Genomic DNA, 22,999 nt, shown 5'->3' with positions numbered 1-22,999 from the left:
CACCTTCGTTCCCAAGGCGGCTGCCCCGGCGGAACCGTTCGCACACCCGGGCGGGCGCTCCCGGCGGTCGCACGCCCCCGCGCACCCGGCGCAGGCACCGGCGCACCGGCCCTCCGGCGCCCGCGGGCGGGCCGCGCCGCCCGTGCACCCCGGCCGCCCCGACGGACCGCCCTGCCCGTGGACCCCGGCCGCCCCGACGGACCGCCCTGCCCGTGGATCCCGGCTACCAGCGGACCGCGCCGAAGTCCACCGGCCCGGGCCGTAGCTCCCGGCACCGCTTCGCCAGCGCCCGCAGCCGGCGGTCCGCCTCCTCTGCGGACATCCGGCGCCGCCCGCCGTGGCCGGGCAGCAGCCACTCGAAGCGCAGTACGCCGAGGCCGCGCCGCAGCGAGGCGGCGAGCTCCTCGATCGAGTACCAGGTCACCGACTCCGCCACCTCGATGTCCCCGGTGGTGCGGGACCAGTACAGGCTGTCGCCGCTGAAGCAGTACCGCTGGTCCGCGAGGTAGAGCACGCTGCCCCGGGTGTGGCCGGGGAACGGGTGGGCGACCAGGCCGGGCGAGACCTCCGTCGGCCCGGTGCCGCGCAGCACCCGGTCGGCGTCGGGGGCGGCCTCCAGGTCGCCCTCGTGGATCCAGAGCCGGGCCCCGAGGCGGTCGGCGTACGCCCGGCCGTGCGCGGCGTGGTCGCGGTGGGTGAGCAGGACGTCGGTGACCGGGCCGAGCGCGGCGTACCGGGCGGCCAGGGCCTCGCTGTAGCGCGGCGTGTCGACCATCACCCAGCCGGTCGGGCGGCGGCAGAGGTAGGAGTTGGCGCCCGCGATGCGGCGGGAGTTGTGGCCGAGCAGCAGCAGGTCGTCGGCGAGGGCCAGCGGGAAAGGGTCCTCGGCCGGGTCCAGCGGCCCGGTGCCGGGGCGGATGGAGCGGGTCGGGCAGGCGTGGGCGGTGGCGAGCAGCTGTCGGCGCTCGGCCGCGTCGCGCGGCTGGCGGACCAGCTCGGAGCGGCCGTCGTGCTCGCGGACCAGGCCGGGCGCGAGCTGCCGGGCGGCGTCGCAGTTGGTGCAGCGGTCGTCGATGGACCAGTTCTCGGGCGGGCCGGGGCGCGGGTCGGTGGTCATGGATGCCTTCCCCCAGGAGGACTGCGGCCGGAGCCGGCCGCTCCCTTCGAGCATCCGCCGGACGGGCCGGAAAGCGGAAGGGGGTGCCGATCTTGTGCTTTCCGGGGACCGGGTCTCTGCGGGCGGGAGCGCCCGGTGCGGGTACGTGGCCCATCTCACGTGCCGCCGGGGTCACCTACGGTGGCGTAGGTCACTTGATTAGGTGAACTATCTCTTTCATGCCGAATCTCCAGGAGACCCTTGACCTCGATTCGTACGCCGCCCTCGGGGACAGCTTCACCGAGGGTCTGAACGACCCCGGCATCGACGGCAGGTTCGCCGGCTGGGCCGACCGGCTCGCCGGAATCCTCGCCGACGGACGCCCGCCGGGCGACTTCCGCTACGCCAACCTCGCCGTGCGCGGCCGGCTGCTGGACCAGATCACCGCCGAGCAGGTGCCGCAGGTCCGCCGTCTCCAGCCCGACCTGGTCACCTTCTGCGCGGGCGGCAACGACATCCTCCGGCCGGGCAGCGACCCGGACGAGGTGGCCGGACGCTTCGAGGCCGCCGTCGTCCAGCTCACCGAGAACGCCGGGACGGTGCTCGTCTGCACCGGCTTCGACACCAAGGACGTGCCGCTGCTGAAGCACCTGCGCGGCAAGATCGCCACCTACAACGGACACGTGCGCGCCGTCGCCGACCGCAACGGCTGCCAGGTGGCCGACCTGTGGTCGCTGCGCGCGGTGCAGGACCGCCGCGCGTGGAGCGAGGACCGCCTGCACCTGTCCCCCGAGGGCCACCAGCGGGTCGCCCTGCTGGCCGCCCGCTCGCTGGGCCTGCGCACCGCGCAGGACCCGGAGGCCCCGTGGCCGGACGCCCGCGTGCTCACCCCCGCCGACCAGCGGCGGGAGAACATCCAGTGGGCCCGCGAGCACCTGCTGCCCTGGGTCGGCCGGCGCCTGCGCGGCGAGTCCTCGGGCGACCACGTCGAGCCCAAGCGGCCGGAGCTGCTTCCGCTCTGACGGTCCGTCGGCTCACTCCGCCGGACGGCTCCACCGAACGGCTCCGCCGGCCGCTGCGACTCGGGAGGTCCGCAGCAGCCGGTGGAGCGCTCCGGCACAGCCCGCGCCGACCAGGTACCAGAACAGGTCCGGCGGGTTGAAGGTCGAGCCCAGCACCAGCCGGGCCAGGACGCTGTGCCGCCCCCAGGCGTCCGGCAGGCCGGTGAGCTGGAACAGCTCCACGGCCCAGCTCAGCGCGGCGGCCAGGACGGCGGCCCGGCCGGGGCGCAGCCCCGGCGCGGCCAGCACGAGCAGGGCGTACAGCAGGACGGTGTAGAGCGCGTCCCCGGCGTCCTTGGCGAGGTCCCCGCCCAGCGCCGCCCGCACCCCCAGCCCGGCCGCCACGGTCAGCGCGGCGGCGGCTCCTGCCGCCAGGCGCACCCGAAGGCCCTTCCCCCCAAGATCGTTCATTCGCCCCACGCTACCCCGCGCCGCACGCGCTCCGCCCCGGCCTCCCACCGCCCCCGGAACCCACACGCGCTGCTCCTCGCCCGATTCCGACCCGCGCCACCTGCGCCCCGCAACCGGACCCCCTTCCCCCGGAACCACCGCGCGACGCCGCACGTCACTCCCCCCGACAAACGTCCGCGCAGGTCGCGGGCGGGATGAGGACCGGAAGGGACGGGCGGGACAAGTGGCGCACGCGGGTGGGGCCGAGGCGGCCGAGGATCGGTCGGGGCCGACGGCGGGGCGGGACGAGCGGACCCGGCGCGGGTTCGCGGTGGCCGGGTTCGCCCCGGCGCAGGACGGGAGGGCGCGGGAGCGCGGCAAGGAGCTGCGGGCGAGGGTGCCCCGGGAGCGGCACGCGGAGTTCGCGCCCGCGCCCGACCGGCCGACCGCCGTCTCCGCGCTGGAGACCTCCAACACGGGCCGAATAGCCCGGCTGGTACCGATCCGGGTCGGCCGGATGGCCGCGAGCCCGTTCGCGTTCCTGCGCGGGTCGGCCGGGCTGATGGCCGCCGACCTCGCGGGCACCCCGGTCACCGGGGTCGGCGCGCAGCTCTGCGGGGACGCGCACGCCGCCAACTTCGGCCTGTACGGCGACGCCCGCGGCCAGATCGTGCTGGACATCAACGACTTCGACGAGACCGTTCCCGGCCCCTGGGAGTGGGACCTCAAGCGGCTGGCCGCCAGCCTGGTGCTGGCCGCCCGCGAGGCCGGGGCGAGCGAGAGCACCGCGCGCGGGGCCGCCCAGCACGCGGCCGGCTCCTACCGCCGGACGGTGCGCACGCTCGCCAAACTCCCCGGGCTGGACGCCTGGAACGCCATCGCGGACGAGCAGCTGGTCTCCTTCGCCGAGGCGCACGACCTCGCCGAGGTGCTGCGCAAGGTCGGCGCGAAGGCGCTCGGCAACACCAGCGCGCGGTTCGCCGCCCGCAGCACCGCCCGCACCGCGGACGGCGGTTGGCGCTTCACGGCCGCTCCCCCGGTGCTCACCGAGGTGACCGACGCGACCGCCCGCGCCGTCGCGCACGCCCTCGGCCCGTACGTCGAGACGGTGCCGGCCGAGGTGCGCACCCTGCTGTCCCGCTACCGGGTGCAGGACGTGGCGTTCCGGGTGGTGGGCACCGGCAGCGTGGGCACCCGCTCGTACGTGGTGCTGCTCACCGACCACCGGGACCAGCCGCTGGTGCTGCAGGTGAAGGAGGCGCGTCCCTCCGCGCTGCTGCCGTACCTGCCGGCCGGGCCGCGGTCCGTGCCGGACGGGCACGAGGGCCGCCGGGTGGTGCTCGGGCAGAAGCACATGCAGGTGGTCAGCGACACCCTGCTGGGCTGGGCCACGGTCGACGGACTCCCCTACCAGGTGCGGCAGTTCCGCAACCGCAAGGGCAGCGTCGACCCGGCCGCCCTGCAGCCGTCCCAGCTGGACGACTACGCCCGGATCACCGGCGCCCTGCTGGCCCGGGCGCACTCCCACACCGCCGACCCGGGCCTGCTGGCCGGGTACTGCGGCAAGGGCGAGACCCTGGACGAGGCGGTCGCCGCCTTCGCGGTCGCCTACGCGGACCGCACCGAGGCCGACCACGCCGACCTGCTGACGGCGGTGCGCAACGGGCGGCTGCCCGTCGAGCACGGCGTCTGACCCACCCGGCCGCGGCCCCGCTCAGCGGGCCGGCGGCTCACCGGGCCTGTGGCTCAGCGGGCCGGCGGCTCACCGGGCCTGTGGCTCAGCGGGCCGGCGGCTCAGCAGGCCGGCGGCTCAGCAGGCCGGCGGCTCACCGGCCCTGCGGCTCAGCGGGCCAGGAACGGCGCCACCGCGGCGACGAACTCGGCGGGCCGGGCACCGTGCACCAGGTGCCCGGCCTCGACGGTGACCAGGCGGCAGTCCGGGATCAGCCGGGCGAGTTCGGCGATCCGCTCCTGCGGGATGTGGCTGGCCGGGCCGCCGGCCACCGCCAGGGTGCGGGCCGTGATCCTCGCCAGCCCCGCCCGCCAGGCCGGGTCGGGGTCGTCCAGCTGGGCCCTGACCGCCCGGACCATCGCCCAGTCGAAGTGCACGTCCGGGTCCGGATCCTCGGGCAGCGCGCTCGCCGGGCGCGGGTACAGCGCGGGGATGTCCTCCAGGACCAGCCGGTCGATCCGCTCCGGCGCGGCCTGGGCGAGCAGGTAGGCGACGGCGCCGCCCATCGAGTGGCCGACCAGGTCGACGCGGGCGAGTCCGAGGGCGTCGAGGAAGGCCAGCACGTCGTCCCGCATCGCCTCCAGCGAGTAGGCGGCGGTGCGGGAGCTGCCGCCGTGGCCGCGCAGGTCGAGCGCGTACACGTGGTGGCCGGGGGCGAGCCCGGGCAGGACGGGCGCCCAGTCGGCGGCGCGTTCGCCGAGGGCGTGCAGCAGGACGAGGGGAGGGCCGCCGGGGCGTCCGCTCTCCCGGTAGGCGAGCGTCACCCCGGGCAGGTCCACAGTCAGGTTCCGTACGGCGTCGATCATGCCCGCCACGGTACGCACGGACCACCGGCTAGCGGACCGGCGTTCGCCCTCGGCGGATCGCGACCGGCTCGCCCCCGCGCTGCTCCCGGGCCGCGGCGCGGCCGGCGAACACCGAGGCCAGGACGGCGAGACCGGCCACCGCGGCGCACACCGTGCTCGCCGTCAGGAAGGCCGAGCGGTGCCCGCCACCGCCGGCGGTCTCCCGCAGGTAGACCCCGGACAGGGCCGAGATCGCGACGGCCGCCGCGATCCGCTGCGCCATCTGCAGGATCGCCCCGCTCACCCCGGCCGCCTCGGCGGGCGCGTGGCGCAGCACGAACGCCTGGTTGGTGGAGCCCATCAGTCCGACCGAGGCGCCGCCGAGCAGTTGCAGCAGCGCCAGCAGCCAGGGCAGGACGGCGGCGGGCGCCCAGTGTGCGAGCAGCCCGCTGAGCAGCATGGCGAGCGCCGAGCCGACCATCCCGGCGGTGACGGTGCGCCGCCCGTAGCGCTGGACGAACCGCCAGGCGAGCGCGGAGGCCGTGCCCATGGCCACGGCGGAGGGCAGCGCGACCAGCGCGGCGCCCATCGGGGACAGGCCGAGGCCGTCCTGCAGGAACATGGTCAGGACCAGCGAGGCCGCGAGCGAGGAGCCGAACTGGGCCATCGCGGTGGCCGTCCCGAGCGCGTACGGCGCGGAGCGGGTGAGGGCCGGGTGGATCAGCGGCCGGCCGCCGGCCCGGGCGTAGCGGCGCTGCCACCAGGCGAGCGCGCCGAGCAGCAGCAGGGCGGTGGCCGCGAAGGCGAGCCAGCCGGTCCAGCCGGGCGGCCGGACGAAGGGCAGCATCAGGGCGAGGGTGAGCGCCCCGACCAGCAGCAGGCCGAGGAGGTCGAGGTTGGCGCCGCGCGCGCTGGGGCGGGGCTTCGGCAGGTGGCGGGCGGCCAGGGCGACGGTGGCCAGGCCGAAGGGGACGTTGAGCAGGAAGGTCAGCCGCCAGCCGTTCTCGGGGCCGGCCAGGGCCAGCACGGCGCCGCCGATCGGCGGGCCGAGCGCGAAGGCGAGGCCGCCGGTGACGGCGTACATGCCGAGGGCGCGGGCCCGCAGCTGGCCGTCGAAGACGTCCTGGAGGGTGCCGATCATCTGGGAGTTGACCAGGCCGGCGCCCGCGCCCTGGAGCAGCCGGGCGGCGATCAGCACCCCGGGCTCGGTGGCGGTCGCGGAGACCAGGCTGACCAGGGTGAACAGGGCGAGGCCGGTGACGAAGAACCACTTGCGGCCCTTGACGTCGCCCAGCCGCCCGCCGGGGATCAGCGCGAGGCCGAAGGCCAGCGAGTAGCCGGCGACGATCCACTGGAGGTCGGCGGGCCCGGCGTGCAGGCTCTCGCGCAGGGCGGGGATGGAGGTGTTGAGGACGGACTGGTCGAGCAGCGTGGTGAAGCCGCCCGCGACGCAGACCAGCAGGATGCGGCGCCCGGCGGCGTCGAAGCGCTCCTTGGGGCTTCCGGATCCTCCGGGCTTCCTGCTGTCCTCGGGCTCCCTGCTGTCCTCGGGCTTCCCGGGCTCCCCGGCTATCGGGTCGGCGGCGGCGCTCACGGCTCGACCACCACCAGCGCGTACCGGGCCTCGTCCGGGCCGAGGCTGCGGAAGCGGCTGGTGACGCCGACGTAGCGCAGGCAGTCGCCGGGGCCGAGCGGCTGCGGCTCGCCGTCCACGGTCAGCTCCAGGTTCCCCTCGAACAGCCACAGGTGGTGCTCCCGGCCGGGCGTACAGGCGCGGTCGTACGCGATGTCCGCGCCGGCCGGCAGCCGGCCCTCGATGATCTCCGCCCGCAGCGAGCCGTGCGGCGGCGAGACCGACCGGCGGACGAACCCGGTCGTCCCGTCCCGCCAGACCTGCTGTTCCCCGGCCCGCACCAGCCGGGCCGGGCCGGACTCCACCTCGGCGAGCAGCCGCGACATGGTCCGCCCGTACACGGCGCACAGCCGACCGAGCAGCGCGGCCGTCGGACTGACCTCCGCCCGTTCCACCCGGGACAGCGTCGAGCGGCTGACGTCCGCCAGCCGCGCCAACTCCTCCAGGGTCCATCCGCGTTCGAGCCTCAGCTCGGCGAGCCGTTGCGCCAGCCGCTCGTCGGCGGCCGTGTCAATTCCCATATTCGCGATGCTATCCCGGATCTGAGATCATCTCACCGGCTCCGGGCCCACGACTCCGGCCGGCCGGCGCAGCCAGGACGGCGGGCAGGGGGCGGGGCGGGCGGCGAGTGGCGGGTGTCGGGCGGCGCACCCCGGGGAGGTGCGTCCGTCACCTCCGCCCGGACTCCGGGGCTTGACGAGGCCTCGGCCCGAACGGGGCGCCGATCATATGATGTGCGGCGGATCGTGGCCGGTCGGCGGCCCGTGAAGCAAGGGGGAGCAGCGTGTTCGGCATCATCAGACCGTGCAGGCACCGATTGTCGGAGCGCCTGCAGACTTCCTGGATGGCCCACCTGTGCGGGCTCTGCCTCGCACTGCGGGACGACCACGGGCAGCTGGCGCGAACGGCGACCAACTACGACGGTCTGATCATCTCCGTGCTGGTCGAGGCTCAGGCCGCCCGGGAGGACTCCTCCTGGCGCCGCACCGCCGGGCCCTGCCCGCTGCGCGGCATGCGGACCGCCTCCGTCGCCAAGGGCGAGGGCGCCCGGCTCGCCGCCGCCGTCTCGCTGGCACTCGCCTCGGTCAAGATCCGCGACCACGTCGAGGACCGCGACGGCGTCTTCGCCCGCCGCCCGGTCGCGGCCGGAGCCCGTGCCGTCACCCGGCGCTGGGACCGGCAGAGCGCGGGCAGCGCCTCCACGGTCGGCTTCGACACCGCGGTGCTGCTCGACGCGGCCTCCCGGCAGGGCGAGTTGGAGCGCTCACTGCGGCCCGGCGGGTCCGTCCTGCTGGTCACCGAGCCCACCGAGACCGCCACCTCGGCCGCCTTCGCGCACACCGCCGTGATCGCCGGGCGCCCCGGCAACGCCGCCCCGCTCGCCGAGGCCGGACGGCTGTTCGGCCGGCTCGCCCACCTCCTCGACGCCACCGAGGACCAGGCCGCCGACGCGGCCTCGGGCGCCTGGAACCCGCTGACCGCCACCGGCACCGACCGCGCCGAGGCCGAACGGCTCTGCCGTGACGCCGTCCACGGCATCCGGCTCGCGCTGCGCGAGGTCGAACTCGCCGACCGCACCCTCGTGCACGTGCTGCTCGCGCACGAGACCGAGCGGGCGGTGGAGCGGGTCTTCGGACCGGCCCGGCACGGGGCGGCCTGCCGCCGCCCGGACGCGGCGGGCACCGCCACCGGCGAGCACCCGCACCAGGCGCCGCCGCAGCAGACGCCGCCCGGCCAGGCGCCGATCCCGCCGTGGGTGCCGCAGGGCCCGGGGTTCACCCCGCCCGGCCAGAAGCCGCCGAACCCGCGCAACCTGCTCGCCGGGTGCGCGATGTGGGCGCTGATGGCCTGCACCTGCCAGCTGCTCTGCTGCGACCACGAGGACCCGTTCAGCCGCGAGCGCCGCGAGGGCTTCTGCGTGCGGAACGACTGCGAGTGCGGTGACTGCAGCGGCTGCGGCGACTGCTGCCAGTGCTGCGACGGGGACTGCTGCGACGGGTGCGACTGCTGCTCGTGCGACTGCGGCTGCAGCTGACCGGTCAGTCCCTCCGGTCGGCGCCGCCCTCCCGCTCCCGACCGCCCACCACCAGCCCGGGGTGCCCCCGCAGCACCCCGGGCCGGTCCGCGTTCCGCTCCTGCCCGGCCTCCCCGCGCCGCCAGAGCGGCAGGACGGCCACCGGCAGCACCGCCACCGGACCCGGACCCGGCCCGGCGCGCTCGGGCGGCTCGACGCACTCAGGCATCGCGCCCCGCCGCCTTCCGGTCCACCACCAGCGAGTCCTCCAGCCGCGCCAACAACCGCCGGAACCGCTCGGTGTCCTGCTCCGTCATCCGCCCCTCGGGCGACGCCCCCGGCCGCTCGGCCGCTCTCTCGTCCATGCGCCCGAGGCTAGGCGGTGGCGATCAATGGGCGATAAACGCGCGTTCGGGCGAAAAGCACTCGCCCGGTGCGGTTCGGCCGGGAACGGTCGCCCCTCATGGCGCCCCCTCCGCACCGCCGGCACCATCGGCACCACCCGAGGCCGCCCGAGGCCGCCCGGCAACGACGGCCCGCACGCGGCGTTCGCCACGGGCGACGGGGCGCGCTCGCCCCCCCGGCCCCGGCCCCCTCCCCCGACTACCGCCCCGGGGTCGCGGCCAGCAGCAGCCGGGCGGCCTCCCTCGCGTCGGCGGCGGCCGTCGGATCGCCGTGGACGGCCGCGCTGGTGATCGCCCCCTCGGCCAGCAGGGTCAGGTGGACGGCCGTGGCGGACGGGGCTCCGGCGGCCTGGGCCAGGCCCGCGAGGTAGCTCCCGAACTCCGCCTTGTGGTGCCGGGCGGCGGCCACCACCGCGGGGCTGACGGCGCCCAGTTCGCCGAGCGAGTTGACGAAGGCGCAGCCCCGGAAACCGGGTTCGGCGAACCACCGGCCGAGCCAGTCGTAGACCGCGAGCAGCTGCTCCCGCGGGTCGCCGCCGGTGCGCGAGACGTACTCGGCGAGGCTCGCCCGCCAACGGCCGTCGCGGCGCAGCAGGTAGGCCTCGACGAGCTCGCCCTTGGACGGGAAGTGCTGGTAGACGCGGCGCATGGTCATGCCGGAGGCGGCCCGGACGGCGTCCATGCCGACCGCCTGGATGCCCTGCCCGTAGAACAGCTCCTCGGCCGCGTCGAGGATCCGGGTCCGCGGGTCTTCCTGCTCCATCTGCCGCGCCCTTTGCGTGAGAACGATGATTCTCCTATCGTATCCACCAGAGTGAGAACGATCGTTCTCACCAGCGGAACGCCCATTCCGAGGAGCATCCATGCCCGAGACCGGCACCGAGCAGCGCCCGCCCCTGCCCCCGTTCACCGAGGAGACCGCCCGCCGGAAGGTCCGGGCCGCCGAGGACGCCTGGAACACCCGCGACCCCCGGCGGGTCGCCCTCGCCTACACCCCGGACAGCCGCTGGCGCAACCGCTCCGAGTTCCTCGCCGGCCGCGAGCGGATCGCCGACTTCCTCACCCGCAAGTGGCGGCGCGAGCTCGACTACCGCCTGGTCAAGGAACTCTGGGCGTACGACGGCGACCGCATCGCGGTCCGCTTCGCGTACGAGTGGCACGACGGCGACGGCCACTGGTACCGCTCCTACGGCAACGAGAACTGGGAGTTCGACCGCGACGGCCTGATGGCCCGTCGGCACGCCTCCATCAACGACCTGCCGATCACCGCCGAGGAGCGCCTGTTCCACTGGCCGCTCGGCCGCCGCCCGGACGACCACCCGGGCCTCACCGAACTCGGCCTCTAACCGCCCCCGCCACCGGATCGCCGCAGACCGGCAACACCTGGGCCAACGCGGGCGGCCACCGGGGCGAGATCGTCTACGCCAACACCCCGACCAGCGAGGTGTACCTGTACGACGACTACATCCGCCCGGCGACCCGGGACCTGGGCAAGGGCTCGCAGCCGGCCCTCGCCCCGGACGGCGAGCACCTCGTCCTCGTCCGCCCGGTGGACGGGCACGACCACCTGTTCACCCGCTCCACCCAGATCGACCGGACGGCCGAGAAGGACCTCACCCCGTCGGCCACCACCGACTGCACCCAGCCCGCCTGGTCCCCCGACGGCAGGACCATCGCGGTCCGCACCCCGGACGGCATCAGCACCCTGCCCGCCGACGGCTCTGCCGCGCCGACCCAGGTCTCCACCGTCAAGGGCCTGCCCTCCTAACGGCCCTGATGCCGGCTCAGGAAGAGCGGCGGCCACCGGTACAGGACCGAGACGCCGTTACCGGAACCTGATCGTTTCGACGGCCGGCCGAGACCCGATCCACACGGGAGCCTGACGTCCCGCGCCTACGGTGCCGTGCATGCCGAAGACACCCGGAACACCGACCGCCCGCCGCGCACTGCCCCGCGGGCTCGCCGCCGTGGGCGCCCTCCTGCTGAGTGCGACCACCGCGGCGGTGCTGCTGCCGAACACCGCCCTCGCCGCGGAGCGAGATACTGTCACGACGCACGCCGGCGCCACGACCGCGCAGGAACGCGGCCGGATCGACGCCTACTGGACACCGGACCGGATGAAGCTGGCGGGCGCCCTGGTCCCCGAGATCACGCCCCTGCCCGAGGACGACAACACGCCGAACGACCCGCGGCCGCTGCCCGCGGACACCCCGGACCCCGGGGCCGTGTGGACCCACGGCGGCGCGGTGGACCGGAGCGTCGGCCGGCTCTTCTTCACCTTCTCCGACGGCTACGACGGCAGTTGCACCGCGACCGTCGTCAACAGCGCCAACCGCAGCACCCTCCTCACGGCGGCGCACTGCCTGCGGGGCGTCGGGGCTCCCGCGACCGACGACACCTGGCGCCACAACCTCTACTTCGTGCCCGGCTACCGCAACGGGACCAAGCCGCTCGGCGGCTTCAGCATCAGGACCATGGCCACCTCCTCCCGCTGGGACGCCGATCCGGGCGGGACGACCTCGAACGACGTCGCCGTGGCCGGCTACGACGCCGGGGTCCTGGTGGCGAACCCCTCGACCGAGGGGCGGCGGGTCGCCGACATCACCGGTGCCCAGCGGATCGCGTTCACCCCGCCCACCGAGGGCGAGTTCGTCCACACCTTCGGCTATCCCAAGGACCGGCTGAACGACCCCTCCGCCGCATACTCCGGTTCGCGCATGATCCACTGCGCCGGACCGGCCCGCCCCGGCCCCAAGGCCCCGGTCCTGTGGGGCGAGTCCTGCGACATGTCGCACGGGGCCAGCGGCGGCCCCCACTTCGCCCGGTTCGACCCGGCCACCGGGGCCGGCACGCTCGTCGGCGTCACCACCACCTCCGAGGATCTCGCGGGCGGCACGGTCAACACGCTGTACGCCACCCGCCTCGGGGACAGCGCCCACCGGCTCTACGACTGGGCGCAGACCCGGGCGCTCTGACCCCCGGCCGCGCCCCGGCCCGGCCGGCAGCTCCGCCGGCCGGGCCATCGGGGCCGCACGGGCCATGAGAGCTACAGAGGCTTCGCCAACTCGGCGCGCAGCTCGGCCAGGTGCTCGTCGGCCGACTCGTGCGGCAGGAACTCGACCACGTCGAGGAAGCGGAACAGCACCCGGGTCCCGGTGACGGCGTACTCGTAGTCGCCGAACCCGACCACCGCGCCCGTGCCGCCGCGCGCCGCGCCCCGGACGGCGGCCGAGGTCAGCTCGTCCGCCGTGTCCCCGGTGCTCGCCCGCCGCCGGGCGTTGGGGCGCGCCAGGTACGGGCAGACCATGGCGGCGTAGAGCATGCAGGACCGGTGGCCGGGGTCCTCCATGGTGGGCGCGAGGTTGCGGTACGGCTGCCCGGCCGCGAGCGCCCCGACGATCGCCGCGCTCTCGGCGGCGCCGACCACCCGCCACACCGGTCCGCGCTCCATGAACCGCCCGCACACCGAGCACCGCCGCTCCAGCGCGCAGTCGGCGCTGCGCCCGTGGTCGGTCAGCGCGAACTGCGGGACGTCGCCCTGCCACGGCGTGATCGCCGGCACCGGGTAGCCCCGCCCGTCCCGGGGCCGCGCCCCCACGCCGTCCGGCACCGGCACACGTTCGAATCGCACGCCCCCATCGATACCAGGGACGGACGCCGCGGGTCGACCCCGGCCGCTGCCCCGGGGCCTACCGCTCGCCCTCCTGAGCGAGCATCACCTTCCGCAGCAGGTCCGCCAGCGTGCGCCGTTCCTCCTCGGAGAGCACTCCCAGCAGCCGCCGCTCCTCCCGGCCCACCACCTCCAGGGCCTCCTGCCAGGCGGCGCGTCCGGCCTCGGTCAGCACGATGTCGACCTTCCGGCGGTCCTCCGTGGACGGCGTGCGCAGGACGAAGCCGCGTCGTTCCAGGGTCTCCAGCCGGCCGGTGACCGAGGCGGGGGCGAGGTTGAGGTCGGCCCGGAGGTCGGAGGGGGCGGCGTGGCCGCCGCGGCCGGCGAGCACGTGCAGCGTGTCGAACTCGTGCTTGTGCAGGCCGTAGTCGGCGACGCCCTGTTCGCGGACCCGGCCGAGGTGGCGGGTGAGCCGCGACATCCGGGTGACGGAGGCCTCGATGTCCGGGTCGAGGCCGGGCAGCACCGGCTGCCAGCGGTCGAGGTGGCCGTCCGTCCAGTCCCGGGCCTCCGTCCGGTCGGACGTCTCCCTCCGGTCGCGGGCCTCCGTCCGGTCACGGCTGTCCGTCCGGTCGTGGGGCGCGGTGGGCTGCTCGGGAGGGTGCTCGGCCATGGGAGGAGTCTACAAACCGCAGCGGAAACAACGGCACCAAAATATTCGTTGCCAAAATTTCGGCACCGAAATACAGTGCGGCGCGTGACACGCCACCCCTTGAGCCTGAACGGCTTCCGCCTGCTCTTCATCGGCCGGACGCTCTCCACCCTCGGCGACGCCGCCGTCCCGGCCGCCCTGGCCATCGCCGTCACCCGCGCCACCGGCTCGGCCGGCGCACTCGGCCTCGTCCTGGGCTGCGCGATGGTGCCGAGACTGCTCCTGCTGCCGGTCGGCGGCGTGGTCGGGGACCGCTTCGACCCGCGTCTCGTCGCCCTCACCACCGACCTGGTCCGGGCCGCCGCCCAGCTGCTGGTCGGACTCGAACTGCTCGGCGGGGACCCGGACCTGGCGCACGTCGCGCTCGCCTCGGCGGTCGGCGGCACCGCCTCCGCCTTCGCCATGCCCACCGCCTCGCCGCTGGTCGCCGCCACCGTCCGGGGCGAGCTGCGGCTGCGCGCCAACGCCCTGCTCGGCTCCACGACCGCCGCCGCCCGGCTCGGCGGCCCGGCCCTCGCCGGGCTGCTGGTGTACACCGCCGGGCCCGGCTGGGCGTTCGTGCTGGACGGCGCCTCCTTCGCACTGAGCGCCGCGCTGCTCACCCGGCTCCGCATCGACCACGTGCCCGGCGAACCGCGCTCGCTGCGCCGGGACCTCGCCGAGGGCTGGAACGAGGTGCGCTCCCGGGACTGGTACTGGACCAGCCTGATCGCCCACGGGGTGTGGAACGGCGCGAGCTCCGTGCTGCTCACCCTCGGCCCGCTGATCGCCGCCACCCGGCTCGGCGGGGACGGCGCCTGGGTGGCGCTGACCCAGGCGGGCGCGGTGGGTCTGCTGATCGGCTCGCTGATCGCCGGACGGCTGCGGCCCCGCCGCCCGGTGCTGGCCGGGAACCTCGCCCTCGCGCTGTACGGGCTGCCGCTGCTCGCGCTCGCCCTCCCGGCCCCGGCGCCGCTCGCGGTGGCCGCACAGGCGGTGGCGATGGCCGGGTTGGGCTTCCTCAACCCGCTCTGGGAGACGGTGGTCCAGCAGGAGTTCCCGCCCGGGGCGCTGGCCCGGGTCACCTCGTACGACTGGCTGCTGTCGCTGGCCGGTGCCCCGCTCGGGTACGTCCTGGCGCCGTTGGCCGCCGACGCCTGGGGCGACCGGGTGCCGCTGCTGGCGGTGGCGGGGCTGGTGACGGCGGTCTGCGCGGGCACGGCGGCGGTGCCCGGCGTCCGGCGGTACGGCGCCCGGCGGGCCGCCGGAACCGCGCCCGCGCCCGGGCCGGCGGCCGAACGGCCACCGGCCCGGACCCGGGCTCACGATCGGGCTCGGACCCCGGATCAGGAGCCGGACCAGGCCCGGGAGCAGGCCCCGGGACGGGACCGGACCCCGGAACAGGACCCGGCCGGAATCAGGGCCTGACCGCCGCCGTTCAGTTCCAGATGCCGGTGATGTCGGCGGCGGAGGCCGCGTTGCCCGCGTGGCCGGAGGTGCCGGCCAGGTCCTCCAGGGTGCGCAGCACGTTGTAGTGGTTGTAGGTGGTGGCGCTGCTGCTGCCGGGCGTCACGTGGGCGCCGTAGATCACGGTCGGGATCCGGTTGCCGGACAGCTTGTTGTCCTCGTCGAAGGTGACGACCAGCAGGCTGTTGTGGGTCTGCGCCCAGGTGGCGTACGCGCCCAGGTTGTTCTTGATCCAGGTGTCGCCGGTGCCGACCGAGCAGTCGTGCATGTCGCTGCAGAGGTTCGGCACCACGAAGGAGACGTTCGGCAGGGTGCTGTAGTCGGTCGGGAACTGGGCGAAGGTCTTGGCGGAGCCGAGCGGGACGTTGCCGAAGCCGAACCAGGGGTTGTGCTTCTGGGCGTAGCTGCCGCTGCTGCACACGGTGCTGCCCTGGCTGGGCAGGGACTCGTTGTAGCTGCCCCAGGTCTTGCCGGCGGCGATCACCTCGGAGGCGAGGTTGGCGGCCTGGAAGCCGCCGACCGTCACACAGCTGTCGTCGACGGTGCCCTGGGTGGAGCCGGAGAACAGCGCGTAGTAGTTCGGCTCGCTCGGGTGGGTGATGCCGAAGGACTGGGTGAGGTTGGCCCCGCCGGCCTTCAGGGTGTTGTTGATGTACGGGGCGCTGCTGCTGCCGATGACCTGGGTGTAGGCGTGGTTCTCCATCACCACGACGACGATGTGGTCGGGCGTGGGCAGCGCGGCGGCCTGGGCGGTGGTGGCGGTGGCCGCCCAGAGGCCGGCGGAGGCGGCGAGCAGGGCGACGGCGGAGCCGATCGCGGTCGCGGTGCGGCGGGAGCGGGGGCTCAGGGCCTTCGTGGACGAAGTCATGACAATTCCTCGGGTGGAAGACGGCCCGGCGAGCCGGGCACGGGACGGGAGGTGCCTGCCGCCGGTGTGCGGCGTCCGGGGCGCCGAGCCCGGGGTACGGCCGGGCGCAGAGCGCCCGAACAGCATCGGGCGCCGCGTTCGACGCGGGTAGGCGACGGCAGGTGAAACCTTGGCCCCGGCGCGGGAAACGAACGGTGCGGCCGCCGACCGCCGCATCGACAACGCGAAATGCGGGCGAACCGGTTCACATTGCCACGGACCGCCCGGGCCGGTGATAGTGATCTTCGAACGACGCGGTCCGACACCGCGTCAGCTCACGAGAGAACCGGAGAACATGGCGAAGACCAGCCTTCTGCGCCCGCTCGCGGTGGCCGCCGCCGGCGCCGTCCTGGTGGCGACCGGTGCCCTGCCCGCCGCGGCCGCCGGCCAGAACACCACCGACGCGACCGCCCCCGACCTCGCCGGTGTGCGGGCCGCCCTCCAGGCCACCGTCTCGGCCGGCGCCCCGGGCGCCTTCGCGGTGATCCGCGACCACGACGGCGGCGACCGGACCCGCTCGGTGAACGTCGGCCTGGCCGACCTGGACGGGACCCCGATGAACTCCTCGTGGAGGTTCCGGGTCGGCAGCAACAGCAAGATGTTCACCGCCGTTCTCGTGATGCAGCTGGCGCAGGAGGGCCGGATCGACCTCGACCGGCCGCTGCGCGAGTACCTGCCCGCGGGCACCCTCCCGGACGGCTGGACCATGACGGGCCGCCAGGTGCTGGAGCACCGGGCCGGGATCTTCGACCACACCAACGACCTGCTGGAGCAGGCCGGCGAGGAGACCACCAGCGCCTTCGAGGCCCGCATCCGCAGCACGGTCTACGACCCGCGCGAGCTGGTCGCGATGTCGGTCAAGCACGGCCTGCAGTACACCCCCGGCACCCGCTACTCCTACTCCAACACCGACTTCGTGCTGATGGGCCTGGCGGTCGAGCACCTCACCGGCCAGCCCTTCCCGGAGGTGCTGAACGAGCGGATCATCCAGCCGCTCGGGCTGCGCAAGACCTCCTTCGTGGTGCCCGACCAGGCGATCCGCGGCGCCCACGTCACCGGCTACCTCACCAACGACGACCGCACCAAGCCACTGCTGAACTCCACCGAGCAGAACGGTTCCTGGGTCTGGGCTGCCGGGGCCGTCATCTCCACCGCCGAGGACCTCGACCGCTTCCTCACCGCGCTGACGGCCGGCGACAACGGCGGGCTCGTCTCGACCGCCTCGCTCCAGCAGATGACCGCCGCCCTGCCCACCCCCACCGCGAAGATCTCCTACGGCCTGGGCCTGCGCCGCATCTCGCTCTCCTGCGGGGACGTGTACGGGCACGGCGGCATCGTGCAGGGCTTCAACACCCAGTCCTTCACCACCCCGGACGGGCGGCGCAGCGTGGTGGTCTTCGCCAACGCCTCCAACAACGGCTCGGTGACCCAGGGTCTGATGAACACCCTGGAGCCGGCCTTCTGCGGCAAGCAGCCCACCGTCGCTCCGCGGACGGCCTTCGCACCCGCCTCCGCACCGGCCTCGGCACCGGTCGACTCGCTGCCGGTGGTGGAGGACACCCGGATCTGACCGGTCCGACCGGCCGCTCCGGCCCGCGCGCCCGCCCGCTTCCGGTGAGACCGGGGCGGGCAGGGGCGTTTCCGGTTACGGCCGACCGGCTCTGGGTGCCACCGGCAGTGCTCCTCGGGAGAACCGGTCAGTGCCGGGCGCCCGCCCCGCGGGGGCCCTCCGCGCTCAGATCGGTGAGCGCCTCGGTCAGCAGCTCGCGGGCCTCCTCGGCGCGGCCCTGCTCGATCAGCGCGGTGCCCAGTTCGGTCAGCGTCTTGGTCATGCTGTCCGGGCGGCCCACCGCCTCGAAGTGCACCAGGGCCTGCCGGTAGGCCTTCTCGGCGGCCGGCCAGCGCCTCAACGCCGCGCGGTCCAGACCGAGTTCGTGCGCGGTCATGGCCGCCAGCAGGTGCATCAGCGGCGAGGACCAGCGCTCCACCAGCTCCAGCGCCCCGGCCAGGGCCCGCCGGCGCGAATCCGCCGCCTCCTCCGCCCGACCGGACTCCCGCAGGCAGTTGGCCGCGCCCCGCAGGGTGACCAGCCGGCCGATCATCGCCGAGCGGCTGGCGAGCTCGGCGAAGGCGTCCGCCGCCCGGCGGAAGGCGTCGGTCGCCTCCCGGTGCCGCTGGAGGTGGCGCAGGCCCGAGGCGAGGTAGGTGAGCGCCCAGCCCTGCTGCTCCCGGTCGCCCACCGCGAGGGCCAGCTCCAGCCCCTCGGTGGCCAGTTCGATGCCGCGCTGGTAGCGGTGCAGGCAGGTGATGTACGTCCAGGCCAGGTAGTTGACGTGCACCGCCTCCACCCGCCGGTCCCCGGTCGCGCGGGCGGCGTCCGCCGAGAGCTGGAACACCTCGGCCCAGATGCCCCAGCTCAGCAGCCGGTCGGAGAACCAGTGCATCGCCTCGGCCGTGTCCACCACCTCCCGGTAGCGGCCGGCCAGTTGCGCCTGGTGCAGGGCGGCCAGCCACTCGGGGTGCTCGTACTCCAGCCAGGCGGCCGCCTCGGTGAGGTGCGGGGGCGCGGCGCCGCCGGTGCCGGCCGCGTCCGTGGCGTGATCCGGGTCGAACCGCAGTCCGTACTCGGCCGCCCGGCCGAGGATCCAGCGGCCCGCCCGGGTGCGGGCCTCGGCCAGCTCCTGGCCCGTCTCGTCGGCGGTCAGCCGCTCGCCCGCGTAGAGCCGCACCAGGTCGTGCAGGCGGTAGCGGTCCGGGGTGGCCGCCTGCATCAGCCCGGCGTCGACGAGCTGCTCCAGCACCAGCTCGGTGCGGGCCGCCGACAGGCCCGCGTAGGCCGCGGCGATCTCCGCGGTGAAGTCCTGCCCGGCGGTCAGCGCGCAGCGGCGCAGCACCAGTTGGGACTCGGCGGGCAGTCGCCGGTAGGACAGCTCGAAGGCCGGGCGGACGGCCAGGTCGCCGGTCTCCAGCAGGTCCAGCCGGTTCTCCTCGGCGGTGAGCTGGCGCACCAGGTGGGTGACCGGCTGCTGCGGGCGGGCGACCAGGCGCTGCCCGGCGATCCGCAGCGCGAGCGGCAGGTAGCCGCAGAGCCTGGCCAGCTCGGCGGTGGCGTCGGGCGCGGCCTCGATCCGCTCGCGGCCGGCGATCCGGGCCAGCAGCCCGGCCGCCTCCGCCGGGGAGAGCACGTCCAGGCTCAACCGGTGCACCGACTCCAGGCCGGGCAGCACGTTGCGGCTGGTCACGATGGTCACGGCCGGGCCGGAGCCGGGCAGCAGCGGACGCACCTGGCCCTCGTCGGCGGCGTTGTCCAGCACCAGGACGAGCCGCCGCTCGCGCACCAGCGCCCGGTAGAGGCCGGCCCGCTCCTCCGTCCCGGCGGGCACCGCGGCATCGGCCACGCCCAGGGCGCGCAGCACCTGACCGAGCGCGTCCCGGGCGGGCAGCGGCTGCGAGGACATGCCGCCGAGGTCCAGCGAGAGCTGGCCGTCCGGGAAGCGCGGGGCCAGGACGTGGGCGGCGTGCAGGGCGAAGGAGGTCTTGCCGAGGCCGGGCTGGCCGCTGACCAGCACCACGCGCGGGTGGGCCGGCCGCTCGTCCTCGGCCAGCCGGGCGAGCAGGGCGAGGGCGTCCTCGCGGGCGGTGAAGTCGGCGATGTCGCGGGGCAGTGCGAGGGCGCTCTGACCGGTCTCGGCGGCGGGCACGGCCGGGGCCGCGGCGCGCGGCGCGTCCGTACCGGCGGCGGCCTCGTACGAGGCGGACCGAAGGGGCCGGGCTCGGCCCCCGGCGGGCGCCGAGCCCGGCCGCACCCCGCGCGGGCGTCCGGACTGCGCGGCCCGGTCCAGCGCCTCCGCCTGCACGCCGTCCAGCCCGAGCGCCTCGGCCAGGGCCCGCACGGTGCGCCGCTGCGGGCCGCGGGTGCGACCGCGCTCCATGTCCCCGAGGGCGCGCAGGCTGACCCCGGCGGCCGCGGCGAGCTCCTCCTGGGTCAGGCCCACCGCCACCCGGTGCCCCGCCAGCAGACAGCTGAACTCGTTCGCGTCCGTGTCCGTACCGCCCCCGGCCGCCATACCCCGCCCCCACTCACTCGGTCCTGCGCAGTTCCGCACTTCTGCCTGGAGTCGCCTCCGGCGGTTCGTTCCAGGCAGAAGTATGCCCGGGCGGAAAGATTCCTCCCAGTCGCCCCTCCCTCAGGATATCCACCCAGGTCAGGAGGGATGCGTGCGGGCGGGGCGACGCGGGCGGGGACGGTTGCGCGGGAGCGGACCGCCGATAGTTCCGCCTGTGGTTCCGCCGGCCGATCAGCGGTTTTCCGCCACGGACGGCCGGTCTCGGGCGGCGGTTTCCCGCCGCCGGGGCGGCCGGGACAGGGCCCGGCGGGCGGCGGCCCTACACCGGGCGTCTCGCCTCCGCGCCCTCGACGGTGCGGCCGAGGGCGTCCAGCAGGTCGGCGAGCAGGCCATGGGAGCGGGCTTCGAGGGCCGGGTCGCCGACGGTGCGGCCGAGGGCGACGGCGAGCCGGGCCGAGGAGAGCGCGGCGTCCCGGCGGCCGAGCGCGTGCAGGGCGCGGGCCCGGCTGTGGGTGGCGAGGACGGCCTCGGCGCCGCCGGAGCGGGCGGTGGCGGCGCGCACCGCCTCGTCGGCGTGGCGCAGGGCGGGCCCGGGGTCGCCGGCCAGGACGAGCGCGTCGGCGAGGTCGGTGAGCGCGCGGACCAGCAGGTGGTCGGTGGCCGGGGTGCGGGCGGCGGCCACCAGGTCGCCGAGCATGGGCACCGCCCGCTCGTACCGGCCGGTCCGCAGCAGCGCGGCCGCCACCCGGCTGCGGCAGTGGTGGCGCAGCGCCGCGTCGCCGGCCCGGTCGGCGGCGTCGACCGCCCGCTCCAGCTGGTCGGCGGCGGTGCGGTGGGCCGCGCGGTCGACGTGCAGGACGGCGAGGTCGGTGCCGAGCCGGGCGACCGCCGCCTCGTCCCGGTCCGCGTGCGCGGCGCGCAGCCCGGCCTCGACCACGGCCCGCCACTGCGTCCGGTCGTGGCCGGTGGTCTCGTACAACCGGCCGACCCGGTGGGCGAGTCGCCAGGCCGCGGTGGGCCGTCCCTTCTGCTCGGCGCAGAGCACGACGGCGCGCAGGGCGCTCTCCTCGCGGCGGAACCAGGCCGCCGCCGACCCGCTGCCCCCGGCCCCAGCCCCCTCGCCCGCCCAGTCCGCGGTGACGTCGAGGTAGTGGGCGATCAGCCGGTCGAGGGCCAGGTACCGCTCCTCGCAGGCGAGTTCGGCGGCCTGCGCGGCGGCGTGGCGGCGGACCAGCTCGCGCCGGGCGTACCGGCCGGGACTGGTCTCCTCCAGCAGGTGCACGGCGTCGAGCCGGGTCAGCAGGGTGCGGGCGGTGGCGGGCGGGAGGTCGGCGAGGGCGGCGGCGGTGTCGGTGCCGATCTCCGCGCCGGGGTGCAGGCCGAGCAGGGTGAACAGCCGGGCGGCGTCCGGGGCCAGCGCGCGGTACGTGCGGTCCAGCGCCGTGGTGAGGCCGAGCGGGCCGCGGTCGGTGCCGGTGCCGGCACCGGAGAGGGCGGCCAGGCCGGTCTGCTCGTCGGCGAGTTCGGCGGTGAGGTCGGCCGCGGACCAGTCGGGCCGGGCGGCCAGGCGGGCGGCGGCCAGGCGCAGCGCGAGCGGCAGGTGGTCGCAGCGCTCGGCGAGTTCGGCGACGGCCTCCGGCTCTCCGGCCGTGCGGTCCGGGCCGAGGATGCGGGCGAGCAGGTCGGCGGCCTCGTCGGCGCCGAGCGCGCCGAGCGGCACCGGCATGCCGCCGGTGCGGACCAGCAGGTGGCGCAGCCGGCTGCGGCTGGTGACGATCGCGACCGGGGCGGGCTCGCTGTCGGTGGCCGGCGGGTCGGGCAGCAGCGGGACGAGCTGCTCGTAGGAGGCGGCGTCGTCCAGGACGACCAGCATCCGCCGGCCGCCGATCAGTTCGCGGTAGCGGCGGGCGCGGTCCTCGGCTTCGGCGGGCAGCGCGTCCGGGTCGACGCCGAGGGCGGTGAGGAGCTCCCCGAGCACCTCGCCGGGTTCGCGCGCCCCGTCCGGGTCGAAGCCGCGCAGGTCGGCGTGGAGGACGCCGTCCGGGAAGTAGGCGTCGCCGCGCCGGGCCGTCCACTGCCGGACCAGGCTGGTCTTGCCGACTCCCGCGGGCCCGGTGACGAGGATCGGCCGGCCGTCCCGTGCGGCGGGCAACACCTGGTCCAGCCGGGCGAGTTCGACGCTCCGGCCGACGAACCGGCGGTCGGCGGCGGGCCGGGCGCCGGCCAGCTCGCCGGCCCGGCGCAGTTCGGGGCCGGGCGGCCAGCTGAGCCGGGCCACCGCCCGCTCGTAGCGCTCCCGCGCCTCGGCGCTCCGCCCGTCCTGCTCCAGGCAGCGCACCAGCCGGGCGGCCAGCGGCTGCCGGGCGGGGTGGCCGTCGGCGGCCTCGTCGAGTTCGGCGGCCAGTTCGCCGCCCCGGCCGGCCCGGAGCAGGCCGTCGGCCAGGAGCTCCAGGGCGCGCAGCCGCAGGTCGGTCAGGTACGGGAGGGTCCGCTCGCGCAGCAGGGCGGAGCCGCAGTCGGCGAGCGCCGGACCGCGCCAGAGGTCCAGCGCGGCGCGCAGCAGGGGCAGTGCCCGGTCCGGCGCGGCGCCCCGCGGCGGGCCGGCGGGCTCGGGGAGCAGCACACCCGCCTGCTCGCAGAACCGGGCGAAGCGCAGCACGTCGATCCGGTCGGGCTCACCGGCCAGCAGGTAGCCGGAGCCGCGGGTGTCGAGTTCCAGTCCGGGGCCGTCCAGCAGCTGGCGCAGCGCCGCGACGTGGCCCTGCAGGGCGGCCCGCGCGGTGGGCGGCGCGCAGCCCTCCCAGACCAGCTCGATCAGCTCCTCGGTGGCCACCGTCCGGTTCAGCCGCACGGCGAGCGCGCTCAGCAGCGCCCGGCGCTTGGGCGCCGAGGGCGTCACCACCGTCCCGTCCTCCCGCCGCACCACCACCGGTCCGAGCAGATCGATGTGCACGCGCCCGTTCCCCTCCCCCGTCCTCGACTCCCCGACCCGACCGAGGATAGGGCCGACCAGGCCGTTCGCGCCGGTCCGGGGCCGTCCTCGGGCACCGTACCGCAGGGGTACGACACGGAGTCCCGGCCGAACCGAGGGGTACGGCAGGGCGTTCCGGCCCGTTCCCCCGCCGGCGCAACCATCGGCCGC

The 22,999-nt window shown here is 75.9% G+C and carries 21 protein-coding genes; 8 read left to right on the top strand and 13 right to left on the bottom strand.

Annotated features, from left to right (window positions below):
* Nucleotides 1-223: 223 nt before the first annotated feature.
* Nucleotides 224-1,117 (bottom strand): MBL fold metallo-hydrolase, encoded by an 894-nt coding sequence (locus ACWGJO_RS06685; protein WP_452182487.1) that lies wholly within the window; start codon nucleotides 1,115-1,117, stop codon nucleotides 224-226.
* A 218-nt stretch (nucleotides 1,118-1,335) separates the two neighbouring features.
* Here ACWGJO_RS06685 and ACWGJO_RS06680 point away from each other — a divergent pair, with 218 nt between their 5' ends.
* Nucleotides 1,336-2,118 carry an SGNH/GDSL hydrolase family protein gene (locus tag ACWGJO_RS06680; protein ID WP_359899372.1) on the top strand — a complete coding sequence of 261 codons (783 nt, stop codon included), beginning with the start codon at nucleotides 1,336-1,338 and terminating at the stop codon, nucleotides 2,116-2,118.
* 12 nt (nucleotides 2,119-2,130) lie between these two features.
* Here the strand turns inward: ACWGJO_RS06680 and ACWGJO_RS06675 are convergent, their stop codons facing one another.
* Nucleotides 2,131-2,568: a ribosomal maturation YjgA family protein gene (locus tag ACWGJO_RS06675; RefSeq protein WP_452182486.1), complete on the bottom strand. Its 438-nt coding sequence runs from the start codon at nucleotides 2,566-2,568 to the stop codon at nucleotides 2,131-2,133.
* A 223-nt stretch (nucleotides 2,569-2,791) separates the two neighbouring features.
* On the opposite strand from ACWGJO_RS06675, the gene ACWGJO_RS06670 reads away from it, so the two are divergent.
* Nucleotides 2,792-4,240, top strand: a complete 1,449-nt coding sequence (locus tag ACWGJO_RS06670) for a DUF2252 domain-containing protein (protein ID WP_452182485.1) — start codon at nucleotides 2,792-2,794, stop codon at nucleotides 4,238-4,240.
* 149 nt (nucleotides 4,241-4,389) lie between these two features.
* On the opposite strand, the gene ACWGJO_RS06665 is transcribed toward ACWGJO_RS06670, so the two are convergent.
* Genes ACWGJO_RS06665 through ACWGJO_RS06655 form a run of 3 tightly spaced genes read right to left on the bottom strand, consistent with a single transcriptional unit; the run spans nucleotide 4,390 to nucleotide 7,218 of the window.
* Entirely contained in the window at nucleotides 4,390-5,085 is a 696-nt protein-coding gene (locus ACWGJO_RS06665) for an alpha/beta fold hydrolase (protein WP_452182484.1), read from the bottom strand.
* Nucleotides 5,086-5,113: 28 nt separating this feature from the next.
* Nucleotides 5,114-6,658 (bottom strand): MFS transporter, encoded by a 1,545-nt coding sequence (locus tag ACWGJO_RS06660; RefSeq protein WP_452182483.1) that lies wholly within the window; start codon nucleotides 6,656-6,658, stop codon nucleotides 5,114-5,116.
* Nucleotides 6,655-7,218, bottom strand: a complete 564-nt coding sequence (locus ACWGJO_RS06655) for a helix-turn-helix domain-containing protein (RefSeq protein WP_380631354.1) — start codon at nucleotides 7,216-7,218, stop codon at nucleotides 6,655-6,657. Before ACWGJO_RS06655 ends, ACWGJO_RS06660 begins: the two co-directional genes overlap by 4 nt.
* A 263-nt stretch (nucleotides 7,219-7,481) precedes the next feature.
* On the opposite strand from ACWGJO_RS06655, the gene ACWGJO_RS06650 reads away from it, so the two are divergent.
* Nucleotides 7,482-8,732, top strand: a complete 1,251-nt coding sequence (locus ACWGJO_RS06650; RefSeq protein WP_452182482.1) for a DUF5685 family protein — start codon at nucleotides 7,482-7,484, stop codon at nucleotides 8,730-8,732.
* 4 nt (nucleotides 8,733-8,736) lie between these two features.
* On the opposite strand, the gene ACWGJO_RS06645 is transcribed toward ACWGJO_RS06650, so the two are convergent.
* From ACWGJO_RS06645 to ACWGJO_RS06635, 3 genes are all read right to left on the bottom strand, one after another.
* Nucleotides 8,737-8,940, bottom strand: a complete 204-nt coding sequence (locus ACWGJO_RS06645) for a hypothetical protein (protein WP_452182481.1) — start codon at nucleotides 8,938-8,940, stop codon at nucleotides 8,737-8,739.
* Nucleotides 8,933-9,076, bottom strand: coding sequence for a hypothetical protein (locus ACWGJO_RS06640; protein ID WP_359899386.1), 144 nt, complete (start codon nucleotides 9,074-9,076; stop codon nucleotides 8,933-8,935). Before ACWGJO_RS06640 ends, ACWGJO_RS06645 begins: the two co-directional genes overlap by 8 nt.
* A gap of 238 nt (nucleotides 9,077-9,314) precedes the next feature.
* On the bottom strand, nucleotides 9,315-9,878 hold the full coding sequence (locus ACWGJO_RS06635; RefSeq protein ID WP_387733086.1) for a TetR/AcrR family transcriptional regulator: 564 nt from the start codon (nucleotides 9,876-9,878) through the stop codon (nucleotides 9,315-9,317).
* A gap of 100 nt (nucleotides 9,879-9,978) precedes the next feature.
* On the opposite strand from ACWGJO_RS06635, the gene ACWGJO_RS06630 reads away from it, so the two are divergent.
* The 3 genes from ACWGJO_RS06630 (at nucleotide 9,979) to ACWGJO_RS06620 (ending at nucleotide 12,090) form a co-directional block, all read left to right on the top strand.
* A complete protein-coding gene (locus tag ACWGJO_RS06630) occupies nucleotides 9,979-10,461 on the top strand; it encodes a nuclear transport factor 2 family protein (protein ID WP_452182480.1) in 483 nt (160 codons plus the stop codon).
* 98 nt (nucleotides 10,462-10,559) lie between these two features.
* The gene (locus tag ACWGJO_RS06625; RefSeq protein WP_452182479.1) at nucleotides 10,560-10,883 is read left to right on the top strand and encodes a TolB family protein; all 324 of its coding nucleotides are present in this window, start codon (nucleotides 10,560-10,562) and stop codon (nucleotides 10,881-10,883) included.
* Nucleotides 10,884-11,022: 139 nt separating this feature from the next.
* Nucleotides 11,023-12,090: a trypsin-like serine peptidase gene (locus ACWGJO_RS06620; protein ID WP_452182478.1), complete on the top strand. Its 1,068-nt coding sequence runs from the start codon at nucleotides 11,023-11,025 to the stop codon at nucleotides 12,088-12,090.
* Between the two features lie 71 nt (nucleotides 12,091-12,161).
* On the opposite strand, the gene ACWGJO_RS06615 is transcribed toward ACWGJO_RS06620, so the two are convergent.
* Entirely contained in the window at nucleotides 12,162-12,746 is a 585-nt protein-coding gene (locus tag ACWGJO_RS06615; RefSeq protein WP_452182477.1) for a hypothetical protein, read from the bottom strand.
* A gap of 58 nt (nucleotides 12,747-12,804) precedes the next feature.
* Nucleotides 12,805-13,398, bottom strand: coding sequence for a MarR family winged helix-turn-helix transcriptional regulator (locus ACWGJO_RS06610; RefSeq protein ID WP_452182476.1), 594 nt, complete (start codon nucleotides 13,396-13,398; stop codon nucleotides 12,805-12,807).
* 84 nt (nucleotides 13,399-13,482) lie between these two features.
* On the opposite strand from ACWGJO_RS06610, the gene ACWGJO_RS06605 reads away from it, so the two are divergent.
* A complete protein-coding gene (locus tag ACWGJO_RS06605; protein ID WP_452182475.1) occupies nucleotides 13,483-14,844 on the top strand; it encodes an MFS transporter in 1,362 nt (453 codons plus the stop codon).
* Nucleotides 14,845-14,854: 10 nt separating this feature from the next.
* Here the strand turns inward: ACWGJO_RS06605 and ACWGJO_RS06600 are convergent, their stop codons facing one another.
* Nucleotides 14,855-15,751 (bottom strand): alkaline phosphatase family protein, encoded by an 897-nt coding sequence (locus ACWGJO_RS06600; RefSeq protein WP_387693850.1) that lies wholly within the window; start codon nucleotides 15,749-15,751, stop codon nucleotides 14,855-14,857.
* A 334-nt stretch (nucleotides 15,752-16,085) separates the two neighbouring features.
* Between ACWGJO_RS06600 and ACWGJO_RS06595 the strand changes: the two genes are divergently transcribed.
* Nucleotides 16,086-17,360 (top strand): serine hydrolase domain-containing protein, encoded by a 1,275-nt coding sequence (locus tag ACWGJO_RS06595; protein WP_452182474.1) that lies wholly within the window; start codon nucleotides 16,086-16,088, stop codon nucleotides 17,358-17,360.
* A gap of 127 nt (nucleotides 17,361-17,487) precedes the next feature.
* On the opposite strand, the gene ACWGJO_RS06590 is transcribed toward ACWGJO_RS06595, so the two are convergent.
* Together ACWGJO_RS06590 and ACWGJO_RS06585 are read right to left on the bottom strand one after the other, a co-directional pair.
* Nucleotides 17,488-19,857 carry an ATP-binding protein gene (locus tag ACWGJO_RS06590; RefSeq protein WP_452182473.1) on the bottom strand — a complete coding sequence of 790 codons (2,370 nt, stop codon included), beginning with the start codon at nucleotides 19,855-19,857 and terminating at the stop codon, nucleotides 17,488-17,490.
* A 319-nt stretch (nucleotides 19,858-20,176) separates the two neighbouring features.
* The gene (locus ACWGJO_RS06585; protein WP_452182472.1) at nucleotides 20,177-22,810 is read right to left on the bottom strand and encodes a BTAD domain-containing putative transcriptional regulator; all 2,634 of its coding nucleotides are present in this window, start codon (nucleotides 22,808-22,810) and stop codon (nucleotides 20,177-20,179) included.
* Nucleotides 22,811-22,999 lie beyond the last annotated feature (189 nt).

It is taken from the genome of Kitasatospora sp. NPDC054795 (genome assembly GCF_053611565.1).
The sequence above is the reverse complement of the archived record's forward strand: the minus strand, read 5'-3'. Positions and strand labels throughout refer to the sequence as shown.